Raw genomic sequence first — 26,167 nt, 5'->3', positions numbered from 1 at the left:
GTTCGAACGAAGATGTCGCCGAACGGAACAATGCCATGAACGATCAGATTGCCATTCCTTGTGTGGTCATGCGCGGAGGGACCTCACGGGGCCCGTTTTTCCTGGCCCGCGATCTTCCGGCCGACCCCGGCCTGCGCGACGCGCTCCTGTTGTCCGTGATGGGAAGCGGGCACGATCTCGGGATCGATGGAATCGGCGGCGGCAATGCGGTTGTCAACAAGGTCGCGATCATTGGGCCGGCATCCGTGCCAGGCGCCGATGTCGACTACCTGTTCGTCCAGGTGCGCGTTCGTGAAGGGATCGTCGATACGTCCCCGAACTGCGGAAACATGCTGGCTGCCGTGGGGCCGTTCGCAATCGAAGCCGGCCTGGTCGCCGCGACCGCAGATCGCACGCATGTGCGTATCCACAATGTCAACACCGGCAAGCTGATCGATGCGACGGTCGCCACCCCCGGTGGGCGGGTCACTTACGAGGGCGAAGCGCGAATCGATGGCGTACCGGGGACCGCCGCGCCCGTCGAACTGTCGTTCCCCAACGCGGCGGGCGCGCGCACTGGCCGCCTGCTGCCGACCGGACGGCCGGTCGACAGCATCGGAGGGATCGATGTGACCTGCATCGACGCTGCGATGCCGGTCATGCTGGTCCGCGCGGCGGATCTGGGATGGACCGGTCGCGAGGCGCCCTCCGACTTCGCCGACAGCAGCTTCCGCGCGCGTCTCGAAAGACTGCGTATCGAGGCCGGGCGTCTGATGGGTTTTCCAGATTCCGCGAACATGGTGATTCCGAAGCCGGTTCTGATTGCGTCTGCCGGCGCCGCGACCCTGAACACCCGGTACTTCATGCCCCATGACTGTCATAGCGCGCTGGCGGTGACCGGCGCTGTCGCGATCGCGACTGCATGCGTGACACCCGGAACGATCGCCGCAGAGATGGTCGGACCGCTGGCGCCGCCGGTGCCGATCACGCTCGGCCATCCCTCCGGCCAGCTCGTGGTTCGGCTGGAGCCCGGGCCGGTCGCCCGGGTGCAGCGGACAGCCCGGCGGATCTTTGAAGGGCACGTCTTTGCCCGCCGGTCGCACGTGCCTCATGCGGTGCTGGCGGCCTGAAACCTGCCGCCTGCGAAGCCATCAAGAAAATCAGAACATGGGAGAAACGAGAATGCAGATGCAAGCAATGGTTGGGCCCGGGCACAGCGAGGCACGAAAGCCATTCTATCGCATACTCTACGTTCAGGTGTTGATTGGCGTCATGCTGGGCGTCCTCACTGGTCATTTCTGGCCGGAATTTGGCGCCGCGCTGAAGCCCCTCGGAGACGGCTTCGTCAAGCTCGTCAAGATGATGATCGCACCGATCGTGTTCTGCACCATCGTCAGCGGCATCAACAGCATCAGCGATTCCCGCGAGGTCGGTCGCACCCTGGTGAAATCCATGGCGCTGTTCTATCTGCTGACCGTGCTCGCCCTGCTGGCCGGACTGATGGCTGTCTCGTTGATCCAGCCGGGTGTGGGCATGCATGTTTCCGTCAGTACGCTGGATCCGTCGGTGGCTGCGAAGTTCACCAAGCAGGCAGCTGCGACCGGATTTGCGGACTTCATGCTGCACATCATCCCGCATTCGTTCTTCGGAGCGTTTGCGGATGGCGAGGTGCTGCCGGTCCTGCTGATCTCCATCCTGATCGCCTTTGGCTTAAGCCGTGCGGGCGACGGAGGTGCTGCGGTGACAAAGGCGGTCGCCTCGTTCTCGCACGTGCTGTTTGTGTCCTTCGGCTTCATCATGAAGCTTGCGCCGCTCGGGGCCTTCGGCGCCATGGCATTCACGGTGGGCCGTTACGGCGTCCGTTCGATTGGCTCGCTCGGACTGCTGATCTTGACGTTCTATGTCGCCTGCTCCGTCTTTGTGGTCGTCGTGCTCGGGACGCTGGCGCGGCTGAACGGCTTCAGCCTGTGGAAGACGATCCGCTACTTCAGGGAAGAGTTGCTGATCGTGCTCGGCACGTCCTCGTCGGAGCCGGCGCTGCCTGGCGCGCTGCGCAAGCTGGAGCAGCTCGGATGCCGGAAAGGCGTGTCAGGGCTCGTGCTGCCGATGGGCTACTCCTTCAATCTGGACGGCAGCGCCATCTATCTCACCCTGGCCTCCATCTTCATCGCGCAAGCCTGCGACATTCACCTGTCATGGGGGCAGATCGCGGCGATGCTCGGACTGATGCTGCTGACGTCGAAAGGAGCGGCCGGTGTCACCGGCAGCGGCTTCGTCGCGCTTGTGGCGACCCTCTCCGTCATGCCCGATTTGCCTGTGACCGGCGTGGCCCTGCTGGTCGGTATCGACCGCTTCATGTCGGAAGCGCGGGCGCTGACCAGCATGATCAGCAATTGCGTCGCAGCCATCACCGTTTCGCTGTGGGAGGACGCCTGTGACCGCGAGGTGTTGGCTCGTGAACTGGGGCAGAGCGGCAGTGTGGAGATTGCGGCCGGGACGAAGATCGCCGGGGCAACAGTGATCCGGGACCACAAGAGCTGGATTTCGACGACGCAATCGGCGGCCTGACGGCGCCTTTGGATCAAGTCGGACGCAGTACGCGATCTGGCCCCTCAGGACCAGGACCTCGATCACTCTAGTTAGACTTGGCGTTGTCCTTCGCGTTCTCCGCCGTCGGCGATCCCTCGGGCGCCTGCCGCTTGCCGCCGGTGATGCGTTGCTTCAGGAGGTCGAGGAAGGGTGATGCCGCTGGCGACTGGCGGATCAGGGCTTCGGGGTCGGGGAAGATCAGCGGATCGTCCCAGGGACCCTGCACCATGAAAGGCAGCTGAAAGCCGGACGTTGTGTTCAGGCTCGCCACACCTTTCATGTCGTATTCGCGCGTCGGCACCGACGCGGTGCCGGTCAGCGTGATCTTTGCCGCAGGCCCTTCGATGCGGATGTCCTCGGCGGTGGCGATGCCGTCGGCGAATTTCACCGAGATGGTGAGGTTGTCGTACGGCGTCGTACCGCTGCGGAAATTGCCGCCGCCGGACAGCGGCCGGCGCTCGAGCCGTTTCAGGAGCTGCTCGGCATTGAAGCCGGAGATGGCGCCGTCGTGCCCGATCACGCTGGCGGTGCCGTCGAGCGATTGCACGAGGCCAAACGGGCTCGAGCCGGAGGCCATGAGGGACACGTTGATGTTGCCGCGGCCAGACAGCTTGTTGAGGCCGAACAGCTCGGTAGCGCAGGCCTGAAGGTCAACGTCGGCGAACTGGAATTGCGCCTTGATGTCGGCGACCGTGTCGGAGCGCGAGATGCCGAACGAGCCCTTGGCGATGCCGCCATAGACCTGGGCCTCGCCGACCGAGAGCGCCAGCGTGCCGTTGCGCAAATTGGCGCCGATCGCGGTGCGGCCGAGCTTGGTCGGGCCGACCGTCAGCCTGGCTGCCGAGAGGCGCATGTCGAGGTCGGTGCTCGACAATCCGTTGAGATCGAACAGCTGCCTGTTCCAGTCGCGCGCGCCGCTCGCGAGCAGACGGAAGGTGGAGATATAAGGCGTGAAGTCGAGTGCGTCGGCGGCCAGCGTCGCCTGCAGAGTCTGCCGGCCGTTATTGGCATAGGTCATGACGCCCTCGGCGGTGTTGCCGTCGAGCTCGACATTGACGTTGGTCAGCGCGATCGAGGCGCCAACGACATTGGCGCGCGCCTTCAGCGCGAAGCGGCCGAAGCCGCCGCTGCCGGGCGGCGGCTGGCCGGTCCAGCGCAGCGCGTTGCGCAAGGACGGGCTGTCGATGGTGAGCGTGCCCTCCATCATCGGGCTAGTGCGGTTGGCGACGCTGCCGTCAAAGGCGAGTTTGAGCGGTGCACTGGCGATCCGCGCCTTCAGGCCGGAGCGCTCGCCCGAGAGCGCCGCGACGAAATCGGCAAAACTGATCGAGCCGTCGACGCGTTCGCCGCGCCAGTCGAACTGCCCGGTTGCGGCGAAGGAGCGCGAGATCGAGGGCCAGGCCAGCGACAGGTCGATGTCCTCGAACTTCTCCGTGGCATTCGTGGCGACGTCCATATAGTCGAGCAAGCCGTCCTGGATCCTGATCTCGGAGAATGAGACCTGGTTGTCGGCGCCGGGCTTCATCGTTCGCGCAATGGTCTGGATGAACGGTGTCCAGTTGCTCTCGCCGTCCGGCTTCAGGCTGACATGGATGTGCGGCCGCAGCAGTGTCAGGTCGGCGATTTCGAACCGTTGCAGCAGCAGCGGCAGTAGCCGAAGATTGGCGGTGAGCACGTCGACATGGAGCGCGGGGTCGGCGGTGCCGCCGCCCTTGAGACCGACGTCATGGAAGGAGATGTAGCTCGCCGGCAATACGGAAATGTCGATATTGCCCGCCACGCTGAGCTCGAGTCCGGTGACGTCGCGGATCTGCGCTTCGACTGCCTTGCGCAACGCGTCGCGGTTGATGAGCCAGGAGGTCGCGATCAGGGCGATCAGCACGACGCCGAGCAGCGCCGCAATCGGCGTCCCGAGGCGCTTCATTCCTTGGGCCATGGTCAATGGCATGTCCTGATCGGGTTGGTCGCTTGAGCCGGAAAGGCGGGCCGGGAAACCTGCGCGCCCCCGCCAAGATCCTGTCCAAGTCCTGTTATGTTAAGTGCCGCAACTTGATGGGTTTTCTTGTCGCTTTCAAGGCCGCGGACGGTTCTGCCCACGGCGTGGGCAGCTTCTAGCACCGCCCCTCGGAACGGAGAACCCCGTATCATTGACGGCTTCGGACGATTTCGCCTAATAATCGCCGCCAATAAGGGCGCTGCGCCTCTCAGGTTTAAGTCGAGGGTTTTTGCATGAACAAGGTCTATCCCGACGCCAAGTCGGCGCTCGAGGGCGTTCTGAAGGACAACATGATGATCATGTCGGGTGGCTTCGGCCTCTGCGGCATCGCCGAATCGCTGTCCGATGCGATCCGCGACTCCGGCGTGAAGGGTCTGACGGTCGTCTCGAACAATGCCGGCGTCGACGGCATCGGGCTCTCGCGCCTCCTGGAAACCCGCCAGATCAAGAAGATGATCTCGTCCTATGTCGGCGAGAACAAGCTGTTCGCCCAGCAATTCCTCGCCGGCGAGCTGGAACTCGAATTCAACCCGCAGGGCACGCTGGCTGAGCGCATCCGCGCCGGCGGCGCCGGCATCCCGGCCTTCTACACCAAGACCGGTGTCGGCACGCTGATCGCCGAAGGCAAGGAAGTGAAGGAGTTCGACGGCGAGAAGTACCTGATGGAGCGCGGCCTGTTCGCCGACCTCGCCATCGTGCACGCCTGGAAGGGCGACACCGCCGGCAACCTGATCTACCGCAAGACCGCGCGCAACTTTAACCCGATGATGGCGACCGCCGCGAAGATCACCGTGGCCGAGGTCGAGCACCTGGTTCCCGCCGGTGAACTCAACCCTGATCACATCCACACGCCCGGCATTTTCGTGAAGCGCATCGTCGAGGTCGGCACGGCCAAGAAGCGCATCGAATTCCGCAACACCCGCCCGCGCCCGTCGAGCGCGCCCGCGGCCGGAACAGGAGTAGAAATCTGATGGCCTGGACCCGCGAACAGATGGCCGCGCGCGCCGCGAAGGAATTGCGTGACGGCTATTACGTCAATCTCGGCATCGGTATCCCGACGCTGGTCTCGAACTACATCCCCGATGGCGTCGACGTCAGCCTGCAGAGCGAGAACGGCATGCTCGGCATGGGCCCGTTCCCCTATGAGGGCGAGGAAGATGCCGATCTCATCAACGCCGGCAAGCAGACCGTGAGCGAGCTGCCGTCGACCTCTTATTTCTCCAGCGCGGATTCCTTCGGCATGATCCGCGGCGGCCACATGGATCTGTCGATCCTCGGCGCCATGCAGGTGGCCCAGAACGGCGACCTCGCCAACTGGATGATCCCCGGCAAGATGGTCAAGGGCATGGGCGGCGCGATGGACCTCGTCGCCGGCGTCAAGCGCGTCGTCGTCGTGATGGAGCATTCGGCCAAGGACGGCGCCAAGCTCCTGAAGAAGTGCAATCTGCCGCTGACCGGCGAGCGCGTCGTCGACATGGTCGTGACCGATCTCGCCGTCTTCACCATCGACAAGCACGGGGACGGCGGCATGGCTCTGATCGAGCTCGCCGACGGCGTCACGCTCGATGAGGTCAAGGCCAAGACCGAAGCCGAATTCCGCGTCGCGCTGAAGAACACGTAAGGTCCTGGCAAAGGGGGCGCGCATGACGATACGGTCTGCGCGTCCCGACGATGCCGATTTCATCGCCAGAACCATCCTGCCATCGCAGCGCGGCCACCGGCCGCGCGGCTGGTTCGACATTGCGCTGGGCTGGCCGGAACAGCAGTGCCGCGATTTCATCGCGCGTATCGCGACCGCACAGGCCGTGTCGATGTGGCATTATCAGAACTTCCTGATCGCGGAATGCGATGACAAACCCGCCGCTGCGCTCTGTGCCGTGCCTGCGGCCGGCACCGGCCCGGCGGCGTGGGCTGCGATCGCGGAGGTCGGCGCAGCGACTGGGTTGACTGCGTCCGAGCTGGAGGCCATCCGCCGACGCGGCGCCTATGTCCGGGACTGCTGGGTTCAAGGCGGCGAGGGTGACTGGATGATCGAGCATGTCGCGACCGATCCCGCCTATCGCGGCCGCGGCCTCGTGCAGGCACTGATCGCGCAGGCGCTCGAGAAGGGGCGGACGGCTGGATTTAATCGCGCAACGATCTCGTTCCTGATCGGCAACGAGCCCGCAGAGCGGGCTTATGCCAAGGCCGGTTTTGCCTTTGCGGAAGAGAAGCGAGACCCCGCCTTCGAGGCGATCATCGGAGCGCCCGGATTTCGCATGTTCGCGCGCGCAATTTGACCTCGCTGCGCTCCATCCGGGCTAGGCGGCTACGACCTCGCCCACACTTTGCCCCACCGCGCCGACACGTTCGCCACCCATGACCGCTCCTCGCGGACCAAACGAAAACCGAGATTGGCGGGCGGCACGCCCTGTGCGCAGCCGCCGGCGCGTGCGTCGCGGATGAAGTCGGTGACGTAGGCGCGGTGCGCGCCTTCGGCGATGCGTACGCCGCAATTCACCGTCGGGCGGCCGGCGTTACCTGATGCATCGACGCGCGAGCGCACGAAGCAGGTTGAAGTCCACTCCCAGACATTGCCGGCGACGTCGGACACGCCACGCTCGTTGAGGCCGAACTTGCCGAACGGATAGGCCGTGGTGTCGGAAAGGTCGCGCTCGGATTCGCGCTCGTAGCGGCTGATCCAGCGCTTTGCCGGATTGTCCGCGTCCGCGGGCGCGCCATCGTCCTTGAAGCGCGAGCCCGCCGCAAAAGCCCATTCGGCGTCGCTCGGCAGGCGGTAATGGTGGCCGGTCTTGCGCGACAGCCAGCTCGCATATGCCTGCGCATCGTGCCAGCTCACCTGTACCGCAGGACGGTCGGGCGCAATCGCGACGCCGCGATCAAGCGCGCGGCATTCGCCATCCTGCACGCAAAGCTGGTAGTCGGCCGAGGAGACCTGCTCGCGCATGACATGGAGCGGCTTCGTGAATTGCAATGTGTGCAGCGGTGCCTCGGCCTGCTGCCCGGCGCGGGTGAAATCGCCGGCCTCGCGGTAGGCGAAGCTGCCCGCGGCAATCTCGACGATCGCAGGCTCGCCTTGCGCGTCGTGCGTTGTCATCTCGGAAACCAGTGGCGCAACGGCCAGCGGTCCTGCGAAGCCGGCCGCGCAGGCGAGCAGCAATTTGAGCTTGAATGCAATCAGCATGGTCGTTCCCCGAACGAGGAGGGGCCGGTAACGGCCGGCCCCTTGTCGCCTCTAGTTGGTGCTGGCGGGCGGTATCTCCGCAGGCGCCTTCACCTGGGTCATCAGATCGTCGTTCCACTTGCCCTCGATCTTGAAGTGGGCGGTGGCGCCGAGGTCGGCAGCTTCGATCAGATTATGCGTGACATAGGCGTAGATGCCGGGTTGCAGGAACTTGTACATCGCCGCTCCCGCGGAGCCGCCGCGGATGAACCAGGTCTCGAGCCCGGTCTCCGGCGCATTGGAGAATTTTCCGGTCTCCCAGACATAATCGCCGTGGCCGCCGATCAGGTGCGGACGGCTGTCGCGGTTGGCCTGCGAATGCACGATCAGGACGTTCTCGCCGACATTCGCCGTCAGCGCGTTCTTGCCGGTGAGGGCGCCGACCTTGCCGTTGAACACGACGTGGGACGGGATGAGCTTCTTCATCACCTCTTCAGTGTCGGTGAAGGCTTCGCCCGGCGAGTCGTAGGATTTGAAATTGCCCTTCTCGTCGCGCGGCACGTACATGTCCTGCTCGCCGATATAATAGACCTTGTCGTATTTCAGCGCGTGGCCCTTGCCGTCGTTCAGTCCGTCGCGCGGCAGCACCATCACGGCGCCGTTCATGCCGGAGACGACGTGCCAGGGAATCATCGGGCCGCCGGGAGCGCAGTGATAGACGAACACGCCGGTCCGCGTGGCCTTCCAGCGCAATACGACCTGCTCACCGGGATTGATCAAAGTGAGCGCGGCGCCGCCGAGCGCGCCAGTCGCGGAGTGGAAGTCGATATTGTGCGGCATGGAGTTGGTCGAGGGATTGACCAGCGTCACTTCGACATAGTCGCCCTCATGCACGACCATCAGCGGGCCCGGCATCGAGCCGTTGAACGTCATGGCCTGGAAGGTGGTGCCCTTCTCGTCGATGACGACCTTCTTCTCCTCGATGGTGAGCGTGAACTCCATGATCTTGGGGCCCTGCTTGGTCGCCTGCTCGTGCGCATGCACGAAGGGCGGGGCGACCAGCTCCACCTTCTGCCGCGGCAGGTTGAGGTCGTTGGCGGCGAAAGCGGGCGCTGCCAGCATCAGCGCGGTCGCGGCGGCGCTGATCAATGCGGCTCTGCGGGTAAACATCGGAAGCATCCTTCATCTGAAAAGCGTTTGATGACGGATGCAGTCTGCGCCTGTTGCGGCAATCGTGTTTGCGCTGCGACAAGCTTTTGCCGGATTCGCCTCCGGTGAATCCCTTAAGGGTGGACCGAAGCGCGTAGCTGGATGCGCCGATTAGAGAATCTCGATCGCAATCCAGACGGTACCCCAGACCGCGAGCGACAGCATGGCGAGCACGGCAGCCACGATGACCAGCGTGTGCACGAGACGATTTGCGCCGGCGGTGGGCGCGACGGGGACGGGACGGAAGTCGTCGAAGCGCGGGATGTGGCCACGGATACCGGCTAGCCAGAGAACGAGGTCGAGCGCAAACGACGCCATCGGCTATCTCCCAAGGGGATGATGATTAAACGCCACACTGGTCGCGATCCGGCGCCCGCACTTTGCGCAAGCGCAAGGTCGTCTGGTGGAAAACGGGTCATTCTCTGTATCCAGGGTTGCTGCGGCTGCATGCAGCGTCAATTTTACGAATGGGTAAGATATGAGGACCGACCTCGCGGCGAGCTATGGCGAAGAGAGATTGCCGCGCTACACGAGCTATCCGACCGCCCCGCACTTCTCGCCGGAGATCGGTGCCGACACCTACTCACGCTGGCTGTCCGAGCTTCCCTCAGGCGCCAGTGCATCGCTCTATCTGCACGTGCCGTTCTGCCGCGAGATGTGCTGGTACTGCGGCTGCCATACCCAGATCGTCCGCCGCGATGAGCTTGTCGCTGCCTATCAGCGGACCCTCCTCAGCGAGGTCACGCTGGTCGCTGATACCATCGGCCGCCGCATCAAGGTCGAGCATATCCATTTCGGCGGCGGTACGCCGACGATCATGGCGCCGGAGGCCTTTGCGGAAGTGATGGCAGCGATGCGCCAAGCCTTCTTCGTGCTGCCCTCGGCTGAGATCGCGGTCGAGATCGACCCGCGCACATTGACCGCAGAGATGGTCGAGGCCATGCGGCTCTCCGGCGTCAACCGCGCCAGCCTCGGCGTGCAGAGTTTCGATCCCCTCGTGCAGCGCGCGATCAACCGTGTCCAAAGTTATGAGCAGACCGCCTCCGTCGTCGATATGCTCCGGCAGGCCGGTATCGGGGGAATCAATTTCGATCTGATCTACGGTCTGCCGCACCAGACCATCGCATCCTGCCTGGATACGGTGCGACGCTCGCTCGAACTCGCGCCCGATCGATTCTCCGTGTTCGGCTACGCACATGTGCCAAGTTTCAAGCGGCACCAGCGCATGATCAACGAGGCCCATTTGCCGGACGGTCTCGCACGCCACGACCAGGCCTGCGCCATCGCCAACGCGCTGAAGGAGGCCGGCTACGTGCAGATTGGCCTCGACCATTTCGCAAGACCTGAGGACGCTATGGCCGTGGCCTACGAGCAGGGGACGCTGCGGCGCAACTTCCAAGGCTATACCACCGACAAGGGCGAGGTCCTGCTCGGCTTCGGCGCCAGCGCCATCGGACACCTGCCGCAGGGCTACGTCCAGAACGAGGTGCAGATCGGCGCCTATCAGCAGAGCATCGCAGCGGGTCGCCTCGCCACCGCGAAGGGCTATGGGCTTACGGACGACGACCGGCTGCGCGCTGACATCATCGAACGGATCATGTGCGAGTTCGGCGTCGATCTCGGCGACATCTGCGCGCGCCATGGCGCCGAGCCAAAGGAGATGCTGCAATCGGCGTCGCGGCTCAAGTCGCTGATCTCGGACGGCGTGGTGAGACTGGACGGCGACCGTCTTGCGGTCGCCAACGACTCGCGCTTCCTGGTCCGCAGCGTCGCCGCCGCATTCGACGCGCATCTGGATCCGGGCAAGCAGCTGCACAGCCGGGCTGTGTAGTCGCCAGCAGCTTGCGCTTCAACAAAGAACCTCCGGCCAACCCCGCTATCTTCATGTCGGAACGGAGTTGTCCATGCCCTTCGGATCCGACGATTTGGTCGATGACATCATGCGCACGGCGCCGCACACGATTCGGGTGTTCCTCGCCTTCAGGATGGCCTGTGTCGGCTGTCCGATCGCGACCTTCCACACCGTGGACGACGCTTGCCGCGAGCATGGCATCGACCGCGACAAATTCCTGACCGCGCTGAGCGATTGTGTGCCGGCGTGAAGTGGGTCGAAATCTGCGCCGGGCGCGCGGATGTCGGGTGAGGCAGCGCTTTCGCCGTAAGCGGAAGCGCCCTCACTCCTATTGTCAGGCGGCGCCGCTGTCCGGGCTCCGCTCCGCCAGCACGACAATCTTGTGCGGCTCGCGCAGGATGATGCGCTGCCGGCCGCTCTCGACGAGACCCTGGCTCTCCCAGCCGCTGAGGATGCGGCTGACCGTATGCAACGTAGTGCCGGTCATCTGAGCAATGTCCTGGCGACTGATCGGGAAGTCGATCTCAATGCCATGGTCGAGCTTCTTGCCGGATTGATTGGCGAGCCGCAGCAGCGCATGTGCGACGCGTTGCTCGACCTGCTGGGTCGACATTTCCAGGATACGGGTGTGGCTCTCCTGCAGCCGCTTGCCGACGGTCTGCATTGTGTTGGCGGCAAGCGCGGGAAACCGCTCGACCAGACGCGGCCAGGCAGACGTGGGCCAGATCAGGACGACGCTGTCGTCGACAGCGAGCGCGGTTGCCGGATAGTGCGCAGCTCCGATCGCCATCGCCAGCCCAAAGGTCTCGCCAGGCGCGACATAGCGCACCACGATCTGCTCGCCGGTCGGCGTGGTCTTGGCCGCGCGGACATGGCCATGCAGCAGCAGGAAGAACGACTGTGCGTCTGCGCCCTGCTCGAATATGGCGGTGTTCCTAGGATAGCGCGCAGAGCGGGCCTCGCGCAGGATCTCGTCGAGGTCATCAGGCTTGACGCCCGCAAACATCGGCAAATGCGCAACCAGCGATGTGTCGACTTTGGCCATTCTGCCTCCTTGGCATCAGGGAGTGTGATGGCACCTGCAATCATCAGGCAGTTTGCGATAGCGCAAAAACGCGCCGGCTGCGCAGCAGTATTTTTCCAGACAACGGTCTGAATCTGCTGGAGTTGTCCCCATGGCTGGCGCTCGATCCCGTAATTTCCAGGGCTTTCAGCTGTTTGCGAACAGCTTTCGGCCCTTCTTCCTGTTTGCCGCCATTCAGGCCGCGCTGTCGATCCTGGTCTGGTTGCCCATGTTCTATGGCGAGCTGTCGGTGACGTCAGCCTTCGCGCCGCGGGACTGGCACGTCCATGAGATGCTCTATGGCTTCCTGCCGGCCGTCATCACCGGGTTCCTGTTCACCGCGATCCCGAACTGGACCGGGCGGCTGCCGATCCAGGGCACGTCGCTAGGCGCGTTGGTGGTGGTCTGGCTCGCCGGACGTGCGGCGGTCGTGCTGTCTGCCGAGATCGGCTGGGCGTTTGCGCTTGCCGTCGATGCCGCCTTCCTGGCGCTGGTCGTTGCGGCTGCAACGCGCGAGATCATCGCCGGCGGCAATTGGCGGAATCTGCCTGTCGTGGGACTCGTGATGGTGCTGCTGTCAGGCAATTTCGCCTTCCATCTCGAAGCGCATTTCAGGGGTGCGGCCGATATCAGCATCCGAATCGGCGTCAGTGTGGTCGTGCTGCTGATCTCGCTGATCGGCGGTCGCATCATTCCGAGCTTCACCCGCAACTGGCTGGTCAAGTTCAATCCCGGCCGCGTGCCGGTGCCGTTCGGACGGTTTGACGGCGTGGTGATCGGATTGAGCGCGCTGGCGCTGATGACGTGGATCGTGATGCCGCTGAACACGATAACAGGCGTAGTCATGGCGCTTGCCTGTATGCTGCATCTGGTACGGCTGGCGCGATGGGCCGGTGATCGCACCGCACGTGAACGGCTGCTTGTGATCCTGCATGTCGGCTACGCCTTCGTGCCATCGGGCTTCCTTCTCGGCGCCCTTGCCGGCTTTGGCGTGCTGCCGCCGAGCGCGGGCATTCACGCCTGGATGACGGGGGCGGCCGGAATCATGACCCTCGCGGTGATGACGCGCGCGAGCCTCGGCCATACCGGGCAGGCGCTGACGGCGTCGCCGGCAACACAAGTGATCTATGTCGCGATCATCGTCGCGGCACTGGCGCGCGTCGCTGCCGTGGTTCTGCCCGCACATGGCGACGCGTTGCTGCACATCGCTGCCTGCGGCTGGATCGTCGCCTTCCTGGGCTTTGCCATTGCGTTCGGCCCGCTGCTCGCCGGTGTTCCCCGGCGCGCACTGGCCATCATGGGCGCGGCCGCCCCGGCACGCTGAAATTTGCGCTGCGGCGTAACAAACGCCGTCGTCGATCCGAAGCTTTCATTCGAGTTGCGTCGGCTGTTAGGTTGGCGCGGAAACGCGATTGAGGGATGGACCGAAAATGATCGGCGAAGTCGTTGTGATTGGCGGCCTGAATCTGCGGGATGGCGTTCAGATCGAGGAGTATGATCGACTGGGCGAGCGCATGTACAATATTGTCAGCGGCCTTCCAGGCTTTCTGTCGGTCAAATCGTTCAAGGCCGACGACGGCGAGGAGCTGACCGTGTTTCGCTTTGCTTCGGAGGAGGCGCTTGAGGCCTGGCGCACGCATCCGGAACATATCGAGGCGATGAAACGAGGGCATGCCGAGTTCTACGCCAGCGGCCGCTTGCAGATTTGCAAGGTCATCCGCGAAGTCGGCCCCTTCGAGCATGCCTGATTTGAGTGTGGGCTTAGGCCGCGGACGCTGATGGTGCGTCGGCCGGCCCGGCCGGCGGCCGCATGCCCCTACGCCACTCGGTGATGGTGCAGCCGAAGCGGCCGCGGAACCAGCGGGCCATGGCGCTCTGCGCGGAGAAGCCGAGTTGCGTGGCGATATCCGCCAGCGGCCGGCCGGGGTCCTCGATCAACTGGATCACGAGATCGGCGCGTTGCGCGTCGAGGATCGCCGAGAAGCTGGTGCCTGATGCGGCGAGGTGACGGTGGATGGTGCGGCGGGTGCAGGCCAGATGCTCGGCGACGCGTTCGACCGTGCACTCGCCGTTCGCGAGCAGGCTGCGCACGACCTCGTCGACCTTCTCCTCCCAGCTTGCGGGGCGGTTTTCGATCGCCTCGATTCGCTTGCGTAAGTAGCTCGCGATCAGGGGATGCGCGCTCGGAATCCGGCGCTCCATGTCGTATGCCGACATCAGGATCGCGTCCTCGTCCGCGTTGAAGATCACGCGGCAGCCGAAGAAGTCGCGGTAGCGCTTGCGGTCGTGCGGCGGCGGGTAGTGCAGGTGCACCTCCTGCGGCCGCCAATCGCTGCCGAACAGCGACTGGATGATGCGGTGGACGCTGCCGAGCGCCATGTCGATCGACTGGCGGGGCGCGGTCGGTTGCCGACCGCGCAGGTGCAAGATGATGGTCACGGTCTGCTTGTCTCGGACGATTTCGAGCTTCATGCCGTCGTGATGGACATGGATGAAGCGGGAGAAAGCCTCGATCGCCTCGCCGACCGTCGCCTGTTCGCGTACGATCAGGCCGACCGCGCCGAAATTGGTAAGGCCGCCGCGCTCGGCGAGCCGCAAGCCGAAATCTTCGGCACCGGACTCCGCTGCCGATATCTCAAGCAGACGACGTAGGGCCGGGACCGCAATGGGTGTATCGGGCTTGTCCAGGATGGCCAACGGCAGCCTGACCTTGCGCATCATCTGCCTGGGGTCGAGCCCGACCGACCGGGCGACCTCCGGATAACAGCTCAAGCCTGCGCTGCGAATGAGGTCGGTCATGCGACCCGTTCCTGTCAGCCATTCCCGCAGATGTCCCGAATTGTAAAGTTTCTGTCCCGATCCGTCAAATCCGGGAACCGGGTGGAACATACATAAGGGAAAGCGAAGCACCGGCGTGAATGCCGTGCCGATGCGGCGGGGCGCGATGAGGCCCCCGGCCGTCGCTGACCATTTGACCAAGACATTGCTGGATCGGGATTATGCCGGGGAACATGCTTTCCAAGGGTGAGGTATTCGTCATTGAAACCGACGCCGCCTCTCGCGAACAATTGTCCAACGCACTTCAACAGAGTGCCTATGACGTGATCTGCTTCGCCGACGGCGCGTCGCTGCTGTCGGAAGCAAAGGAGCGGATGCCGGCCTGCGTGCTGCTGGAGATGCCGCCAGATCGCTCCGCGCTCGACGTGCTCAAGCGCCTGCGCGAGGAAAATTGCATGGCGCCGGTGCTGATGACCTCGGCGAACGGCAGCATCGCCATGGCGGTCGATGCCATCAAGAGCGGCGCGGCCGACTTCATCGAGAAGCCCTTCCGTACCCACGATATCGTCGGCCGGATTGACGCCGCGATCGACGAGTCCGCGCAGCCCGATCTGGGCCGGCAGCGTTGGTTGCCCGGGTGCGAACCTCTGACCGCACGCGAAGGCGACGTGCTTGCGCATCTTGCCGGCGGCCTCACCAACAAGGAGGTCGCGCGCCGCATGCATCTGAGCGCGCGCACGGTGGAGGGCTATCGCGCCAGCATTTTGAAGAAGGCGGGCGCCAAGAATGTGACTGATCTGCTTCGCCGCATCTTCGGCCAGGGTTCGCCCAGCCAGGTCTGAAGCTTAATTCCTTAAGCGACGTTGTGCCGCGGCGCGGTGACGCGTTCCGCGGCCACGATGCCGCCGCAGCGGCGCCCAACGGAAACCCCAATCGAACCAGTTCCTTCCCTGCCGCGTCTCACCACGATGGCGTGGCATATTTTCGCGCGTCCGGCTGGCGACGCGGCGATATCGGCAGGGAGAATTGTGATGCGCATCACCGCAAAATGTTTGGCAACGACGAGCCTGGTCCTGGTGACCGCAGCGCTCGCCTCGCCCTCATGGGCCGCCGATGTGGACGCCACATCGGCCATCGACACCGTCACCGTCTATCCTGATGGCGCGACGGTCACGCGCGTGATCGCGCTCGACCTCGCCCCCGGAGACTCGACGCTGGTCGCCAAGGACTTTCCGCTTTCGCTCGATCCGTCCTCCCTCCGCGTCGAGGGCGAGGCTGGCGCCAAGCTCACCATCGGCACCATCGACGCGCGGCCGCCGCGCGCGGCGCCGCCGGTCAATCTGTCCGAACTCGATAAGCGCATTGAGGCGCTCAAGGACGAGCGCGCTGACCTGCAAGGTGCGATCGATGCGGCGGCCGCCCGGCGCAAATTTGCACAGCGCTTTGCCGAAGCCTCTCCCGCCGGCCTCGGCGAGAAAGGCGAGGCGCGCCCGATCACTGAATGGCGCGCGGCGTTCACTGCGGTCGCCGAGGAAGTCGCGGCCGCTGAAACGGCGATCCGTGATGCCGCGCGAAAGCAGCGCGAGATCGATCGTCAGATCGCGCAGCTCGAAGCCGACCGATCGGCCAAGCCGCCGAACAAGCTCGAGGTGCGCATCGACGTCGCCTCGGCTACCGCAACCAAGGCGACGTTGCGCGTGACTTACAACGTCCGCAATGCGCGCTGGCTGCCGCTCTATGATGCCCGGCTCGACACCGGCGCCAAGGACCGCAAGCCGCAGCTCGAGCTGGTCCGCCGCGCCGAAGTGACGCAGTCGACCGGCGAGGATTGGTCAAATGTGACGCTCGGCGTCTCCACCGTCCGTATTGCCCGCGGCGGCAGCGCACCGGAGCTGGGCTCGCTGGTGGCGCAATATCCGCAGGTGCCAAAGCCGCGCGCGCTGGGCTCGGTCGCGGATACCGCCATGCCCGCGGCGGCGCCGATGTTGAGGAAGATGGAGGCGGCACAAGACAAGGAGCAATTTGATCTGCCGGCCCAACGTGCCGACGAACAGCAAGCGGTTGCGGAGATCGGTGACTTCCAGGCGACCTTCAAAATCCCCGGCCGCGTCAGCCTTGGTGCTGCGGAAGGAGCCAAGAGCTTGCGCATCGCCTCGATGAGCGTGCCCGCTGATCTTGCGGTCCGCGCTGCACCGGTGCAGGACCCCACCGCCTTCCTCGAAGCGAGCTTCAAGCAAACCGACGATACGACGCTGTTGCCGGGTAAGGTCGCGATCTACCGTGACGGCATCTTCGTCGGCCGCGGCAAGCTTGCGGGCTCAGCCAAGGACGACATCGTGCGGCTGGGCTTCGGCGCCGATGACAAGGTCAAGGTCGAGCGCGCGGTGCTCAAGCGCAATGAAGGCTCGGCAGGCCTCCTGGTCACGACGTCGAAGACCGACGAGCGCGCGTTCAAGACCACGGTCCGCAACGGCCACGATTTCCCGATTCACGTCGCGATCGAGGACCAGCTGCCGGTCAGCGAGAATGACGAGATCGTGGTGGAGATGCTGCCCGCGACCACGCCGCCGACGGCAAAGGACATACGCGACAAGCGCGGCGTGCTGGAATGGTCGTTTGACGCCAAGCCCGGCGAAGTCCGCGACATCAACTTCGCCTGGCGCGTCCGCTGGCCGAAGGACAAGAGCATGGTGATTGTGCCGTCGGGCTAGGATCTCTTCACCTCGCCCCGCACTCTCATTTGTCACGCCCCGGCTTGATGTTTAGCCCGGAGACATGGCTGACACCTGTTCGGACACATCACTGACAGGTTGGCCATTGGTCAAGCCGGGCGATGACAGCGTGATTGTGCGACGGCTTTCTCACGTCGCCTTCAGGAAATCCGCGACCTCGAGCAGCATGAACTCGTCGTCATCAGCCTCGTTAGGATCGCGCAGGCGCAATCGCGCGCCGCGTCTCACACGCCTTCGTAGACCAAGCGGGTGAAGTAGCCGGGGTCGACGAGGAACTGGCCCCATCTCGCGTCAAACGCAGCCGTCGGCTTGGCGGCGACCGTCTCGTCGCGCGTCTTGCCCTGCTTCTTCAGATTGCCGACATTGTCCCGGATCGCGACGAGCATGTCGCGGAAGTCCTGGAGCTCGGCCTTGTTGCTGACGGGCTTGCCGTGACCGGGGATGATGATGGTTTCATTGTTGGCCATGGCGAGATTGGCATCGGACGCCGCGATCATGCCGTTGATGCTGCCGCCAGTCGAATAGTCGATGAAGGGATAGATGTTGTTCCAATAGGTGTCGCCGGCGTGGAGGACATTGGCTTCAGTGAACATCACCGAGATATCGCCGTCAGTGTGCGCGGGCCCGTAATATTTCAGGGCGATGGAAGCGCCGTTGACCTTGAGGTGATGATCTTTGGAAAAAACCTGGGCCGGGACAGCGTTGGCGGGCAGGGCGAGGAAATTGTAGTCCCAATCCTCGACCCGCTGGACGACGGAAAGGTGCTTGCGGGTATTCTCGTGCGCGATGATGTTCGCGCCTGCCTTGTGCAGCCATTCATTGCCGTCGGCATGGTCGAAGTGCCAGTGCGTGTTGATCAGATGCTTGATCGGCTCATTGCCGAGCTCGCTCAACGCTTTGCTAAGCCGAGGTTGAGAGACGCCGATGCCGGCATCGACCAGAAGCTTGCCGTCGGATCCGGTCAGGACGGCAATGTTGCCGCCGGATCCTTCGAGCACGCTGATATTGTTGCGCAGCTTGTAGGTTTTGATCGGTGACGTCGCCGCGCTGTCCTTGATCAGGCTGACCAGGCCGCGCGCTTCGGCGTAGGCCTGCCGCGGGCTGAGCCATCCCCCGGTTGCCGCGAACGCGGCGCCGCCGAGGCAGCACAGGCAAAAGCCGCGTCGGGACATTGAATGGAGCTTTGGCGATCCCATGCGATGCTCGCTTGCTTGTGCGACGATCTACGGTGCCAAAGATCGACCCCGCCGTATGCGCGGCAAGGTGCGACGAAAGACGTGAGTGGTCTATCAGGATTGCACGGTCGTACGCGATCGCCCGCTGCTCATCATTCCTTCACCGCGCCTGTCAGCGACGACACGTAATAGTCCACAAACAGCGAGTAGAAGATCGCAACCGGCAGGGAGCCGAGCAGCGAGCCCGCCATCAGCGCGCCCCACTGGTAGACGTCGCCGGTGACGAGCTCGGTGAGGATCGCGACTGGCACGGTCTTGTTGGCGCCGCTCTGGATGAAGGCGAGCGCATAGATGAACTCGTTCCAGGACAGCGTGAAGGAGAAGATGCCGGCGGAGATCAGCCCGGGTACGGCAAGCGGCAGCGTGATCCGTCGCAAGATCTGCAGCCGCGTCGCGCCGTCGACCAGCGCGCATTCCTCGAGCTCATAGGGGATCGATTTGAAATAGCCGATCAAGAGCCAGGTACAGAACGGCACCAGGAAGGTCGGATAGACCAGGATCAGCGCGAGCGGAGAATCGAACAGGCCGAACTGCACCACCACGGTGGCGAGCGGGATGAACAGGATCGACGGCGGCACCAGATAGGCGAGATAGATGCCGAGGCCGACATAGGGACTGCCGCGGAAGCGCAGCCGCTCGATCGCGTAGGCTGCCAGCGTGCTCGCGACCAGCGACAGCGTCGTCGCCCCGATCGCAACCATCATCGTGGTCCACAGCCAGCGCGGATAGGCGGTGTCAAACAAGAGATGCTTGACGTGAGCCAATGTCGGCGAGGAGATCCAGAACGGGTTGTGCTCCTTGTAGTTCATTAGCTCCGCGTTCGGTTTGAACGAGGTGATCGCCATCCAGTAGAACGGAAACAGCAGGATCAGCACGAAGCAGCCGAGCGGCAGGTAGATCATCATTAGTCGCCGCAGCCCGGAATCCCAGGCCATGGTCTCTGGGGCTGCTTTCGCGTCGGCGACGGAGGAGGCTGGGGCGACGGCGTCAGTCATTGGCCTCTCCCTGCTGCCATTTGCGGCGCGCCAGGCCGAAATAGGAAAACAGCGTCGCGAACACCAGGAACGGGATCATCGACACCGCGATCGCCGCGCCTTCGCCGAGCTCGCCGCCGGCGATGCCGCGCTGGAACGCCAGCGTCGCGAGCAGATGCGTCGAGTTGCCGGGGCCGCCGCGGGTGATGGCGTAGACCAGCTGGAAGTCGGTGAAGGTGAAGATGATCGAGAACGTCATGACGATGGCGAGGATCGGCATCATCATCGGGAAGGTGATGTAGCGAAAGCGCTGCCAGGCGCTGGCGCCGTCGAGCATCGCGGCCTCATAGAGCGAGGGCGAGATGGTTTGCAAGCCCGCCAACAGCGAGATCGCGACGAAGGGAATGCCGCGCCAGATATTGGCGGCGATCAGCGAGAACCGCGCCGGCCAGGGCGAGCCGAGGAAGTCGATATTGCTGGTGCGCCAGTGCAGCACGTCGACCAGCAGATAGGAGATGATCGAGAATTGCGGATCGTAGATCCACCAGAACGCCAGCGCCGACAGCACCGTCGGCACGATCCAGGGCAACAGGATGATCGCGCGCAACAGGCTCTTGAACGGAAAATGGTTGTTGAGCAACAGCGCCAGCCAGAAGCCGAGCGCGAACTTCCCGAAGGTCGCAATGCCCGTGTAGACCACGCTGTAGAACACCGCGTTCCACCACAGCGGATCGCTGAGCAGATACTGGAAATTATCGAGACCGACGAAGATGCCTTTCTGGCCGATCGTGGTGTCGGTGAAGGCGAGCCAGATGCCGAGTCCAAGCGGATAGGTCAGAAACACCGCGAGCAACCCGATCGCGGGCGCGAGGCACATCACGATCAGGAACGGCTTGTAGTCGAACAGGCGCACCAGCCAGTTCGCCTGCCGCTGGGCCAGCACGGGAGAGGAGAGGGTGGTCACGGACATCAGGGCGTTGTCCTGTTCTTAGGAGTCACTCCGCCGTCATTGCGAGCGAAGCGAAGCAATCCAGTCTGTCTCCGCGGTGAAAGTCTGGATTGCTTCGCAATTTTGTCACGGGCTCCTCGCAATGACGGCCTTACCTCTGCCGCCTAAAATACCGCTTGCAGCGCTGCTCGGCCTCTGCGGCTGCGGCCTCCGGCGTGGCTGCGCCGGTCGCGACCGATGCGCACATCTGGATCAGCACGTAGTCGGCGCTGACCGCACCTGTCGCCGTCGAAATCGGACCCGCATAGCCATCGTAATAAGTGCTGTTCATGGTGTCCTTGAAGATCTTCACCTTGGGGTCCTGCGACCACACGGCGGCGTCGGCATAGGCGGCGAGCGGCTGCGCCCAATAGCCCGAGTTGGCGTTGAGCCAAGGCTCGTACTGATCCTTCTCCAGCATGTATTGCAGGAAGGCCTTCGCCGCATTGGGGTACTGGCTGTGCTTGAACACCATGGCGTTCAGCGTCAGGCCCGCCATTGGGGAGATCTTGGCAACGCCCTTCGGCAGCAATTGATGTTCGGTATCGTCGGCGATTGCCTTGGTCGCCGGATCGTTCTTCAGGGAGAAATAGAGCGAGACGCCGTTGGCGGTCAGCGCGATCTCCTGCGCGGCATAGGCACGGTTGTTGCTGACATCGTTCCACGACGTCGTGCCGGCGATGAAGGTGGGATAAAGCTGCTTGACCCAGTTCAGCGCGGCGATCGTCTCCTTGCTGTTGATGATGACGTTGCCCTCTTCGTCGAGCAGGGCGGCGTTGTGCGACCACAGCGCCCAGCTGGCAAAGCCGTTGCCGTCGCCCTTGGCGTTGCCGAGCGCGAAGCCCGCGGGCTTGCCGGCCTTTTGCAGCTTCTGGCAGAGATCGACGATGCCGGCATGGTCTTCCGGCACCTTGTCGAAGCCGACCGATTGCAGGATCGACTTGCGGTAGACCAGGGGACCTGCGGTGGCGCCGAACGGCAATCCGATCCAGGTGTCGCTCTTGTTCTTCTTGCCGTAACGCTGTGCCAGCGGCAGCCAGCCGCCATATTTCTTGCCGGCATAATCGGCGACGTCGGTCAGCTCGACCAGCTTGTCGATATAGATGTGCGGCGCGTCGGAGAAGCCGATGATGATATCGGGGCCGGCGCCGGAATTGGCTGTGACCGCGGTCTGCTGGGCGATGTCCTCCCAGCCGACGAAATCGACCTTGACCTCGACGCCGGTCTCCTTGGTGAATTTGGCCGCATTGGCGCGGAACACGTCCTCGTCGGCCTGGACGAAGCGGACCGGCCGCAGCATGCGCAGGCTTGCGCCCTTCTCGATCGGCAGTTTCGGAGCGGGGATGTCCGCGGCCTTGATCGCGGATTGAGCGTGCGCTGCAACACCAGTGGCAGCGACCGTTGCAGCGGATAGGCCCAGCGCCAAGGCATCACGACGTGTGATGTCGTTCCTCATCAGTTCCTCCCTGTCATGTTTCCCTTCCCGGCGTTGATCGCCGGTGAAGGGCCGTTTCGGACTTTCGGCGCAATTTCGCGCCGGCCGTCTTAGCTGTTCGGTCCGCGATCCATGCCGACGGGTTGCCAGCGGCGGAGTGCGGTATCTTGCAGCACCGACGGATTGACACAGCTTACCGGCCACATGCCCTGAAGCACCAGTGACAATTCGTAGCCTACGCGGCGCTTGCGCGCCTCGTCGAACCGTGCCGAGGCCGAGGCGACGTGGGCGGTCAGGGTCACGTTCTCCATGCTCAGGATCGGGTTGTTGTGCGAAGGCGGTTCCCTCTCCAGCACGTCGAGGGCGGCGTGCGCGATCCAGCCCTCCTGCAGCGCCTTGATCAGGCTTTCCTCGTCGACCGTGGCGCCGCGCCCGGTGTTGATGAAGATCGAGCCCTTCTTCATCTGCCGGAAATGCTTCTCGGTCAGCATGTGATGCACTTCGGGCCGGGCGGGGGCGTGCATCGAGACGAAGTCGGATTGCGACAGCACCTCGTTCAGCGTCGCCGGGATGACGCCGTGGTCCCACATCAGGGTTTCCTGGATGAAAGGATCGTAAGCCATCATGCGCAGGCCGAACGGAGCTGCGCGCTTCGCAACCGCACGCGCGACGCGGCCGAACGAGATGAAGCCGAGCGTTTGGCCCATCAGTCGTGGAACCTTCAGCAGCGCGGGCCGGCCCTCGGCCCAGCGCCCGGAGCGCACCATCTTGTCCTGCTCGACCAGGCGGCGGAAACCTGACAGCAGCAGCATCATGGCGTGGTCGGCGACTTCCTCGATGAAGGTGTCGGGAATGTTGGTGACGGGAATGCCGCGGGCGGTCGCCGCCTTGACGTCAACGCTGTCGACGCCGACAGAGCCGAGCGTGATGACCTTGCAGCTCTCCAGCGCGTCGATGATGGTCTTGGTGATCGGCATGCCCTTCGCGTAGATCGCGTCGGCATTCTTCGCGGCGGCGATGAACTCGGCCTCGTTGGCCGGTGCCTCGACGATCTCGGCATCGATCGGATCGAGCGCCTCGCGCTCGTACGAATAGTCGCTGCCGGCGACCGTGAAGCTCGCGCCCTTCGGCGTCACCACCCTGTATTTCGGCATTTTCTGCTCCCGATTTTGTTTGTCGGTTCTTGTTGCGACCCGCACCTTCTGGGGGGGCCTTTGCGTCTTTTACGCGAAATCGACGGGAGTGCGTACAATTCCCGGTTGTCGCTCCAGCGATTATTTGCCGTTTTTGCCGGCGTCGTCCGGGCTTCTACGGAGGCCTGTAAGGAACTTGCTAAGGGGTCGCCCCCTAAAGATTGATTCAAATCGATCGATTCACTCGCGCGCCCGCATCCCTTTTTCTCCGGAGCCCATCCCGTGAAGTTGAGCAATTTGAAGATCGTCCCCAAGCTTGGCATCCTTGTCGGCGTCACCTTGTTCGGCCTGTGCATCTCCGGAGTCCTGGCCGGCTACCTGATGAAGCAGGAGATGGTGAGCGCCCGTATCGATCAGACCAAGGCGATCGTCGATCTCGGCCGCAACTACGCGGCTGCGCTGAAGAAGCGTGTCGACGCCGGCGAGCTGACGAAGGACGCGGCCATGGCCGAGCTCCGTCGCTACGGCAATGCGATGACCTACGATAACGGTTCGGGCTATCTGTTCGGTACGTCCTATGACGGCATCACCCAGCTCGCGCCCGATCCGAAGCAGATCGGCACCAACCGCATGGACGTCGTGACCAACGGCCGCAAGCTGTCGGTCGAGCTGATGGAGGGCGTCAAGGCCAACGGCTCGATCCTGCTGTACTATGAATATGTGAAGCCCGGCCAGCCAACGCCGATCCGCAAGATCGGCTACGCGGTGGCCGTTCCCGGCTTCGACATGTATCTCGGCACCGGCGCCTATCTTGAGGACATCGACGCCAAGATGGGCCCGGTCTACTGGCTGCTCGGCCTTGCCGTGCTCGGCATCGTCATCGTTGCCGGTAGCGTCGCCTGGTTGCTCGGTCGCAGCATCAGCCGTCCGCTCGCCTTGCTTGGTGCCCGCATGAAGGATCTCGCCGACGGCAAGCTTGACGGCGACATTCCCGGCGTCGGCCGCGGTGATGAGGTCGGCGCGATGGCTTCGACCGTCCAGATCTTCAAGGACAACGCAGTCCGCATCCGCGAGATCGAGAAGAGCGAGCAGGACGCCAAGGATCGCTCCGCGGCGGACCGTCGTCGCGCGATGGAAGATATCGCCAGCGACTTCGAACGCAGCGTCAACGGCATCGTCCGCTCGGTCTCCTCGGCCGCAGCCGGCATGCAGTCGACGGCGCAGTCGATGACCGCGACCGCCAGCGACGCCTCCTCGCGCGCCGCGACGGTCGGCGCCGCCTCGCAAAAGGCCTCCGGCAATGTCGGCACGGTCGCGGCCGCCGCCGAAGAGCTGTCGAGCTCGGTGACAGAAATCTCCCGCCAGGTGACGCGCTCGACCGAGGTCGCGAGCCGGGCCGTCAGCGACGCCGAGCGCACCAATGCCACGGTGCAGGAGCTCTCGACCGGCGCCGAAAAGATCGGTGAGGTCGTCAAGCTCATTCACTCGATCGCAGCGCAGACCAACCTGCTTGCGCTCAACGCCACCATCGAGGCGGCGCGCGCCGGCGAATCCGGCCGCGGCTTCGCCGTCGTCGCCTCCGAGGTGAAGGCGCTGGCCAACCAGACCGCCAAGGCGACCGAGGAAATCTCCGCCCAGGTCGCGGCGATGCAGACCTCGACCAGCGATGCGGTCGCGGCGATCGGCGGCATCACCCAGACCATCGCCGAGATGAGCGAAATCACCGCCGGCATTTCGGCCTCGATCGAGCAGCAGGGCGAAGCGACCCGCGAGATCGCGCGCAACATCCAGTCGGTCGCGGCCGGCTCGAGCGAGATCAACGCCCATATCGGCAGCGTCACCTCGGCCGCGGAAGCGACCGGCACCGCCGCCGGCGACGTGCTGACCAACGCCCGCGAGCTGGATCACCAGTCCGGCGCGCTGCGCAGCGCGGTGGACGGTTTCCTCGCCAAGGTTCGCGCGGCGTAAGCTTTTCGCGTTGGGTTGTGTTGGGTGGGCAAAGACGCGAAGCGTCGTGCCCACCTTTTCCTTTTGAGGCGCGAAATTACTTCACCGCCGAACCCTGGCGCGAGGCGATGACGACGCCGGCGAGCACCAGCGCGTAGCCGATCAGGTGAAACGGCTGGAGCTTTTCGCCGAGCAGCAGGATCGCCATCGCCGAGCCGAACACCGGCACCAGATGGAAGAACGGCGCGGCGCGGTTCGGCCCGATCAATGCGACGCCGCGGTTGAAGAAGAGATAGGCGAGCGTCGAGGGGAAGATCAGGATCCAGCCGAGCGTCATCAGCGTCACGGTGTCGAACTGCAGCACCCGGCCGCTCCATCCCTCCCAGATCGCCGTCGGCAGCAGTATGAAAGCGCCGCAGCAGGTGGTGAATGACAGGAAAGAGAGCTGATGAACCTTCGGCCGCCGCGGGATGAAGGCGGAGTAGAGCCCGAACGCGACCAGCGAAGAGGCGAACATGATGTCGCCCCGGTTGAACGAGATGCTCGCCAGCGCCGCCAGATCGCCGCGCAGGATGATGATGAGCACGCCGGCCAGCGAGATCGCGATGCCGGCGAGTTGCCCAGCCGTCAGCCGCACGCCAAACAACACCAGCGACCACAGCGCCACGAACAGGGGACCTGCCGACTGGATCAGCAGCGCGTTCAGCGCCTCGGTATATTGCAGCGCCCAGTACGAGATCGCGTTGTTGAAGGCGAAGCCGACCAGCGACAGGAACAGCATCAGCGGCAGGCTCTTGCGCAACGCCGGCCAGTCGCGCTTCAGATGCGGCCAGGAGAACGGCAGCAGGAGAAGGAACACGCCGAACCAGCGGATCGTCGTCACCGTCAGTGGCGGCACATGCGCGCCGACATGGCGGGCGATCACGATGTTGCCGGCCCAGAACAGCGAGCTCAGGCTGAGCAGCAGATAAGGCTGGTTGTTGAGCCAGCTGGCCGGATTGGCGGCGGTTGGCGCGGGCGATGCAATCGTCATTGGCGTCACGCACAACCATGCGCCGGATGGTCGTCATGACACAAGGCCCGCCGCCGCAATG

At 64.1% G+C, this 26,167-nt stretch carries 24 protein-coding genes; 12 read left to right on the top strand and 12 right to left on the bottom strand.

The window, feature by feature from the left end; genetic code table 11:
• Nucleotides 1-35: 35 nt before the first annotated feature.
• Both L6637_RS27700 and dctA read left to right on the top strand, forming a co-directional pair.
• Nucleotides 36-1,109 (top strand): 4-oxalomesaconate tautomerase, encoded by a 1,074-nt coding sequence (locus L6637_RS27700; protein ID WP_237872606.1) that lies wholly within the window; start codon nucleotides 36-38, stop codon nucleotides 1,107-1,109.
• Between the two features lie 52 nt (nucleotides 1,110-1,161).
• Nucleotides 1,162-2,547 carry a C4-dicarboxylate transporter DctA gene (dctA, locus tag L6637_RS27695; protein WP_237862912.1) on the top strand — a complete coding sequence of 462 codons (1,386 nt, stop codon included), beginning with the start codon at nucleotides 1,162-1,164 and terminating at the stop codon, nucleotides 2,545-2,547.
• A 67-nt stretch (nucleotides 2,548-2,614) separates the two neighbouring features.
• Here the strand turns inward: dctA and L6637_RS27690 are convergent, their stop codons facing one another.
• Nucleotides 2,615-4,504, bottom strand: coding sequence for an AsmA family protein (locus L6637_RS27690; RefSeq protein ID WP_237863343.1), 1,890 nt, complete (start codon nucleotides 4,502-4,504; stop codon nucleotides 2,615-2,617).
• A 293-nt stretch (nucleotides 4,505-4,797) separates the two neighbouring features.
• On the opposite strand from L6637_RS27690, the gene L6637_RS27685 reads away from it, so the two are divergent.
• Genes L6637_RS27685 through L6637_RS27675 form a run of 3 tightly spaced genes read left to right on the top strand, consistent with a single transcriptional unit; the run spans nucleotide 4,798 to nucleotide 6,843 of the window.
• Nucleotides 4,798-5,535, top strand: coding sequence for a CoA transferase subunit A (locus tag L6637_RS27685; RefSeq protein ID WP_237862911.1), 738 nt, complete (start codon nucleotides 4,798-4,800; stop codon nucleotides 5,533-5,535).
• Complete coding sequence (locus L6637_RS27680; protein ID WP_212298191.1) at nucleotides 5,535-6,185, top strand: CoA transferase subunit B; 651 nt, start codon at nucleotides 5,535-5,537, stop codon at nucleotides 6,183-6,185. Before L6637_RS27685 ends, L6637_RS27680 begins: the two co-directional genes overlap by 1 nt.
• Nucleotides 6,186-6,207: 22 nt before the next feature.
• A complete protein-coding gene (locus L6637_RS27675; RefSeq protein WP_237862910.1) occupies nucleotides 6,208-6,843 on the top strand; it encodes a GNAT family N-acetyltransferase in 636 nt (211 codons plus the stop codon).
• A gap of 29 nt (nucleotides 6,844-6,872) precedes the next feature.
• On the opposite strand, the gene L6637_RS27670 is transcribed toward L6637_RS27675, so the two are convergent.
• From L6637_RS27670 to L6637_RS27660, 3 genes are all read right to left on the bottom strand, one after another.
• Complete coding sequence (locus L6637_RS27670; protein WP_237862909.1) at nucleotides 6,873-7,748, bottom strand: formylglycine-generating enzyme family protein; 876 nt, start codon at nucleotides 7,746-7,748, stop codon at nucleotides 6,873-6,875.
• A 51-nt stretch (nucleotides 7,749-7,799) separates the two neighbouring features.
• Nucleotides 7,800-8,897 (bottom strand): copper-containing nitrite reductase, encoded by a 1,098-nt coding sequence (gene nirK, locus L6637_RS27665; RefSeq protein ID WP_237862908.1) that lies wholly within the window; start codon nucleotides 8,895-8,897, stop codon nucleotides 7,800-7,802.
• Nucleotides 8,898-9,047: 150 nt separating this feature from the next.
• Nucleotides 9,048-9,254, bottom strand: coding sequence for a hypothetical protein (locus L6637_RS27660; RefSeq protein ID WP_237862907.1), 207 nt, complete (start codon nucleotides 9,252-9,254; stop codon nucleotides 9,048-9,050).
• Between the two features lie 160 nt (nucleotides 9,255-9,414).
• Here L6637_RS27660 and hemN point away from each other — a divergent pair, with 160 nt between their 5' ends.
• Nucleotides 9,415-10,767, top strand: a complete 1,353-nt coding sequence (gene hemN, locus L6637_RS27655; RefSeq protein WP_237872604.1) for an oxygen-independent coproporphyrinogen III oxidase — start codon at nucleotides 9,415-9,417, stop codon at nucleotides 10,765-10,767.
• A gap of 73 nt (nucleotides 10,768-10,840) precedes the next feature.
• Nucleotides 10,841-11,038 (top strand): DUF1858 domain-containing protein, encoded by a 198-nt coding sequence (locus L6637_RS27650; RefSeq protein WP_237862904.1) that lies wholly within the window; start codon nucleotides 10,841-10,843, stop codon nucleotides 11,036-11,038.
• Nucleotides 11,039-11,122: 84 nt separating this feature from the next.
• On the opposite strand, the gene L6637_RS27645 is transcribed toward L6637_RS27650, so the two are convergent.
• The gene (locus L6637_RS27645; RefSeq protein ID WP_237872602.1) at nucleotides 11,123-11,833 is read right to left on the bottom strand and encodes a Crp/Fnr family transcriptional regulator; all 711 of its coding nucleotides are present in this window, start codon (nucleotides 11,831-11,833) and stop codon (nucleotides 11,123-11,125) included.
• Between the two features lie 130 nt (nucleotides 11,834-11,963).
• Between L6637_RS27645 and L6637_RS27640 the strand changes: the two genes are divergently transcribed.
• Together L6637_RS27640 and L6637_RS27635 are read left to right on the top strand one after the other, a co-directional pair.
• Nucleotides 11,964-13,175, top strand: a complete 1,212-nt coding sequence (locus L6637_RS27640; RefSeq protein ID WP_237862902.1) for an NnrS family protein — start codon at nucleotides 11,964-11,966, stop codon at nucleotides 13,173-13,175.
• 106 nt (nucleotides 13,176-13,281) lie between these two features.
• On the top strand, nucleotides 13,282-13,599 hold the full coding sequence (locus L6637_RS27635) for an antibiotic biosynthesis monooxygenase family protein (RefSeq protein ID WP_041953739.1): 318 nt from the start codon (nucleotides 13,282-13,284) through the stop codon (nucleotides 13,597-13,599).
• A gap of 13 nt (nucleotides 13,600-13,612) precedes the next feature.
• Here L6637_RS27635 and L6637_RS27630 read toward each other — a convergent pair whose 3' ends face one another.
• Nucleotides 13,613-14,650 (bottom strand): AraC family transcriptional regulator, encoded by a 1,038-nt coding sequence (locus L6637_RS27630; protein ID WP_237872600.1) that lies wholly within the window; start codon nucleotides 14,648-14,650, stop codon nucleotides 13,613-13,615.
• Nucleotides 14,651-14,850: 200 nt separating this feature from the next.
• Between L6637_RS27630 and L6637_RS27625 the strand changes: the two genes are divergently transcribed.
• Together L6637_RS27625 and L6637_RS27620 are read left to right on the top strand one after the other, a co-directional pair.
• Nucleotides 14,851-15,471 (top strand): response regulator transcription factor, encoded by a 621-nt coding sequence (locus tag L6637_RS27625; protein WP_237872598.1) that lies wholly within the window; start codon nucleotides 14,851-14,853, stop codon nucleotides 15,469-15,471.
• Between the two features lie 189 nt (nucleotides 15,472-15,660).
• Nucleotides 15,661-17,340 (top strand): mucoidy inhibitor MuiA family protein, encoded by a 1,680-nt coding sequence (locus tag L6637_RS27620; protein ID WP_237872596.1) that lies wholly within the window; start codon nucleotides 15,661-15,663, stop codon nucleotides 17,338-17,340.
• A gap of 245 nt (nucleotides 17,341-17,585) precedes the next feature.
• On the opposite strand, the gene L6637_RS27615 is transcribed toward L6637_RS27620, so the two are convergent.
• From L6637_RS27615 to L6637_RS27595, 5 genes are all read right to left on the bottom strand, one after another.
• On the bottom strand, nucleotides 17,586-18,557 hold the full coding sequence (locus tag L6637_RS27615) for an MBL fold metallo-hydrolase (protein WP_237872594.1): 972 nt from the start codon (nucleotides 18,555-18,557) through the stop codon (nucleotides 17,586-17,588).
• A gap of 131 nt (nucleotides 18,558-18,688) precedes the next feature.
• Entirely contained in the window at nucleotides 18,689-19,531 is an 843-nt protein-coding gene (locus L6637_RS27610) for a carbohydrate ABC transporter permease (RefSeq protein ID WP_237863342.1), read from the bottom strand.
• A 52-nt stretch (nucleotides 19,532-19,583) separates the two neighbouring features.
• Nucleotides 19,584-20,540, bottom strand: coding sequence for a carbohydrate ABC transporter permease (locus tag L6637_RS27605; protein ID WP_237862897.1), 957 nt, complete (start codon nucleotides 20,538-20,540; stop codon nucleotides 19,584-19,586).
• 130 nt (nucleotides 20,541-20,670) lie between these two features.
• Nucleotides 20,671-22,014 carry an ABC transporter substrate-binding protein gene (locus tag L6637_RS27600; protein WP_237872592.1) on the bottom strand — a complete coding sequence of 448 codons (1,344 nt, stop codon included), beginning with the start codon at nucleotides 22,012-22,014 and terminating at the stop codon, nucleotides 20,671-20,673.
• Nucleotides 22,015-22,103: 89 nt separating this feature from the next.
• The gene (locus tag L6637_RS27595; RefSeq protein WP_237872590.1) at nucleotides 22,104-23,147 is read right to left on the bottom strand and encodes a C-terminal binding protein; all 1,044 of its coding nucleotides are present in this window, start codon (nucleotides 23,145-23,147) and stop codon (nucleotides 22,104-22,106) included.
• Nucleotides 23,148-23,408: 261 nt separating this feature from the next.
• Here L6637_RS27595 and L6637_RS27590 point away from each other — a divergent pair, with 261 nt between their 5' ends.
• Nucleotides 23,409-25,094 (top strand): methyl-accepting chemotaxis protein, encoded by a 1,686-nt coding sequence (locus L6637_RS27590; protein ID WP_237862894.1) that lies wholly within the window; start codon nucleotides 23,409-23,411, stop codon nucleotides 25,092-25,094.
• Nucleotides 25,095-25,170: 76 nt separating this feature from the next.
• On the opposite strand, the gene L6637_RS27585 is transcribed toward L6637_RS27590, so the two are convergent.
• Complete coding sequence (locus L6637_RS27585; RefSeq protein WP_237872588.1) at nucleotides 25,171-26,106, bottom strand: DMT family transporter; 936 nt, start codon at nucleotides 26,104-26,106, stop codon at nucleotides 25,171-25,173.
• Nucleotides 26,107-26,167 lie beyond the last annotated feature (61 nt).

This window comes from Bradyrhizobium zhengyangense, assembly GCF_022012435.1.
Lineage (GTDB): Bacteria > Pseudomonadota > Alphaproteobacteria > Rhizobiales > Xanthobacteraceae > Bradyrhizobium > Bradyrhizobium zhengyangense.
The sequence above is the reverse complement of the archived record's forward strand: the minus strand, read 5'-3'. Positions and strand labels throughout refer to the sequence as shown.

What these genes read in the sequence shown, in the direction of transcription:
- L6637_RS27700 (WP_237872606.1), top strand. Translation starts at nt 36, where the DNA reads ATGAACGATCAGATTGCCATTCCTTGTGTGGTCATGCGCGGAGGGACC.
- dctA (WP_237862912.1), top strand. Translation starts at nt 1,162, where the DNA reads ATGCAGATGCAAGCAATGGTTGGGCCCGGGCACAGCGAGGCACGAAAG.
- L6637_RS27690 (WP_237863343.1), bottom strand. Translation starts at nt 4,504, where the DNA reads ATGGCCCAAGGAATGAAGCGCCTCGGGACGCCGATTGCGGCGCTGCTC.
- L6637_RS27685 (WP_237862911.1), top strand. Translation starts at nt 4,798, where the DNA reads ATGAACAAGGTCTATCCCGACGCCAAGTCGGCGCTCGAGGGCGTTCTG.
- L6637_RS27680 (WP_212298191.1), top strand. Translation starts at nt 5,535, where the DNA reads ATGGCCTGGACCCGCGAACAGATGGCCGCGCGCGCCGCGAAGGAATTG.
- L6637_RS27675 (WP_237862910.1), top strand. Translation starts at nt 6,208, where the DNA reads ATGACGATACGGTCTGCGCGTCCCGACGATGCCGATTTCATCGCCAGA.
- L6637_RS27670 (WP_237862909.1), bottom strand. Translation starts at nt 7,748, where the DNA reads ATGCTGATTGCATTCAAGCTCAAATTGCTGCTCGCCTGCGCGGCCGGC.
- nirK (WP_237862908.1), bottom strand. Translation starts at nt 8,897, where the DNA reads ATGTTTACCCGCAGAGCCGCATTGATCAGCGCCGCCGCGACCGCGCTG.
- L6637_RS27660 (WP_237862907.1), bottom strand. Translation starts at nt 9,254, where the DNA reads ATGGCGTCGTTTGCGCTCGACCTCGTTCTCTGGCTAGCCGGTATCCGT.
- hemN (WP_237872604.1), top strand. Translation starts at nt 9,415, where the DNA reads ATGAGGACCGACCTCGCGGCGAGCTATGGCGAAGAGAGATTGCCGCGC.
- L6637_RS27650 (WP_237862904.1), top strand. Translation starts at nt 10,841, where the DNA reads ATGCCCTTCGGATCCGACGATTTGGTCGATGACATCATGCGCACGGCG.
- L6637_RS27645 (WP_237872602.1), bottom strand. Translation starts at nt 11,833, where the DNA reads ATGGCCAAAGTCGACACATCGCTGGTTGCGCATTTGCCGATGTTTGCG.
- L6637_RS27640 (WP_237862902.1), top strand. Translation starts at nt 11,964, where the DNA reads ATGGCTGGCGCTCGATCCCGTAATTTCCAGGGCTTTCAGCTGTTTGCG.
- L6637_RS27635 (WP_041953739.1), top strand. Translation starts at nt 13,282, where the DNA reads ATGATCGGCGAAGTCGTTGTGATTGGCGGCCTGAATCTGCGGGATGGC.
- L6637_RS27630 (WP_237872600.1), bottom strand. Translation starts at nt 14,650, where the DNA reads ATGACCGACCTCATTCGCAGCGCAGGCTTGAGCTGTTATCCGGAGGTC.
- L6637_RS27625 (WP_237872598.1), top strand. Translation starts at nt 14,851, where the DNA reads ATGCCGGGGAACATGCTTTCCAAGGGTGAGGTATTCGTCATTGAAACC.
- L6637_RS27620 (WP_237872596.1), top strand. Translation starts at nt 15,661, where the DNA reads ATGCGCATCACCGCAAAATGTTTGGCAACGACGAGCCTGGTCCTGGTG.
- L6637_RS27615 (WP_237872594.1), bottom strand. Translation starts at nt 18,557, where the DNA reads ATGGGATCGCCAAAGCTCCATTCAATGTCCCGACGCGGCTTTTGCCTG.
- L6637_RS27610 (WP_237863342.1), bottom strand. Translation starts at nt 19,531, where the DNA reads ATGGCCTGGGATTCCGGGCTGCGGCGACTAATGATGATCTACCTGCCG.
- L6637_RS27605 (WP_237862897.1), bottom strand. Translation starts at nt 20,540, where the DNA reads ATGTCCGTGACCACCCTCTCCTCTCCCGTGCTGGCCCAGCGGCAGGCG.
- L6637_RS27600 (WP_237872592.1), bottom strand. Translation starts at nt 22,014, where the DNA reads ATGAGGAACGACATCACACGTCGTGATGCCTTGGCGCTGGGCCTATCC.
- L6637_RS27595 (WP_237872590.1), bottom strand. Translation starts at nt 23,147, where the DNA reads ATGCCGAAATACAGGGTGGTGACGCCGAAGGGCGCGAGCTTCACGGTC.
- L6637_RS27585 (WP_237872588.1), bottom strand. Translation starts at nt 26,106, where the DNA reads ATGACGATTGCATCGCCCGCGCCAACCGCCGCCAATCCGGCCAGCTGG.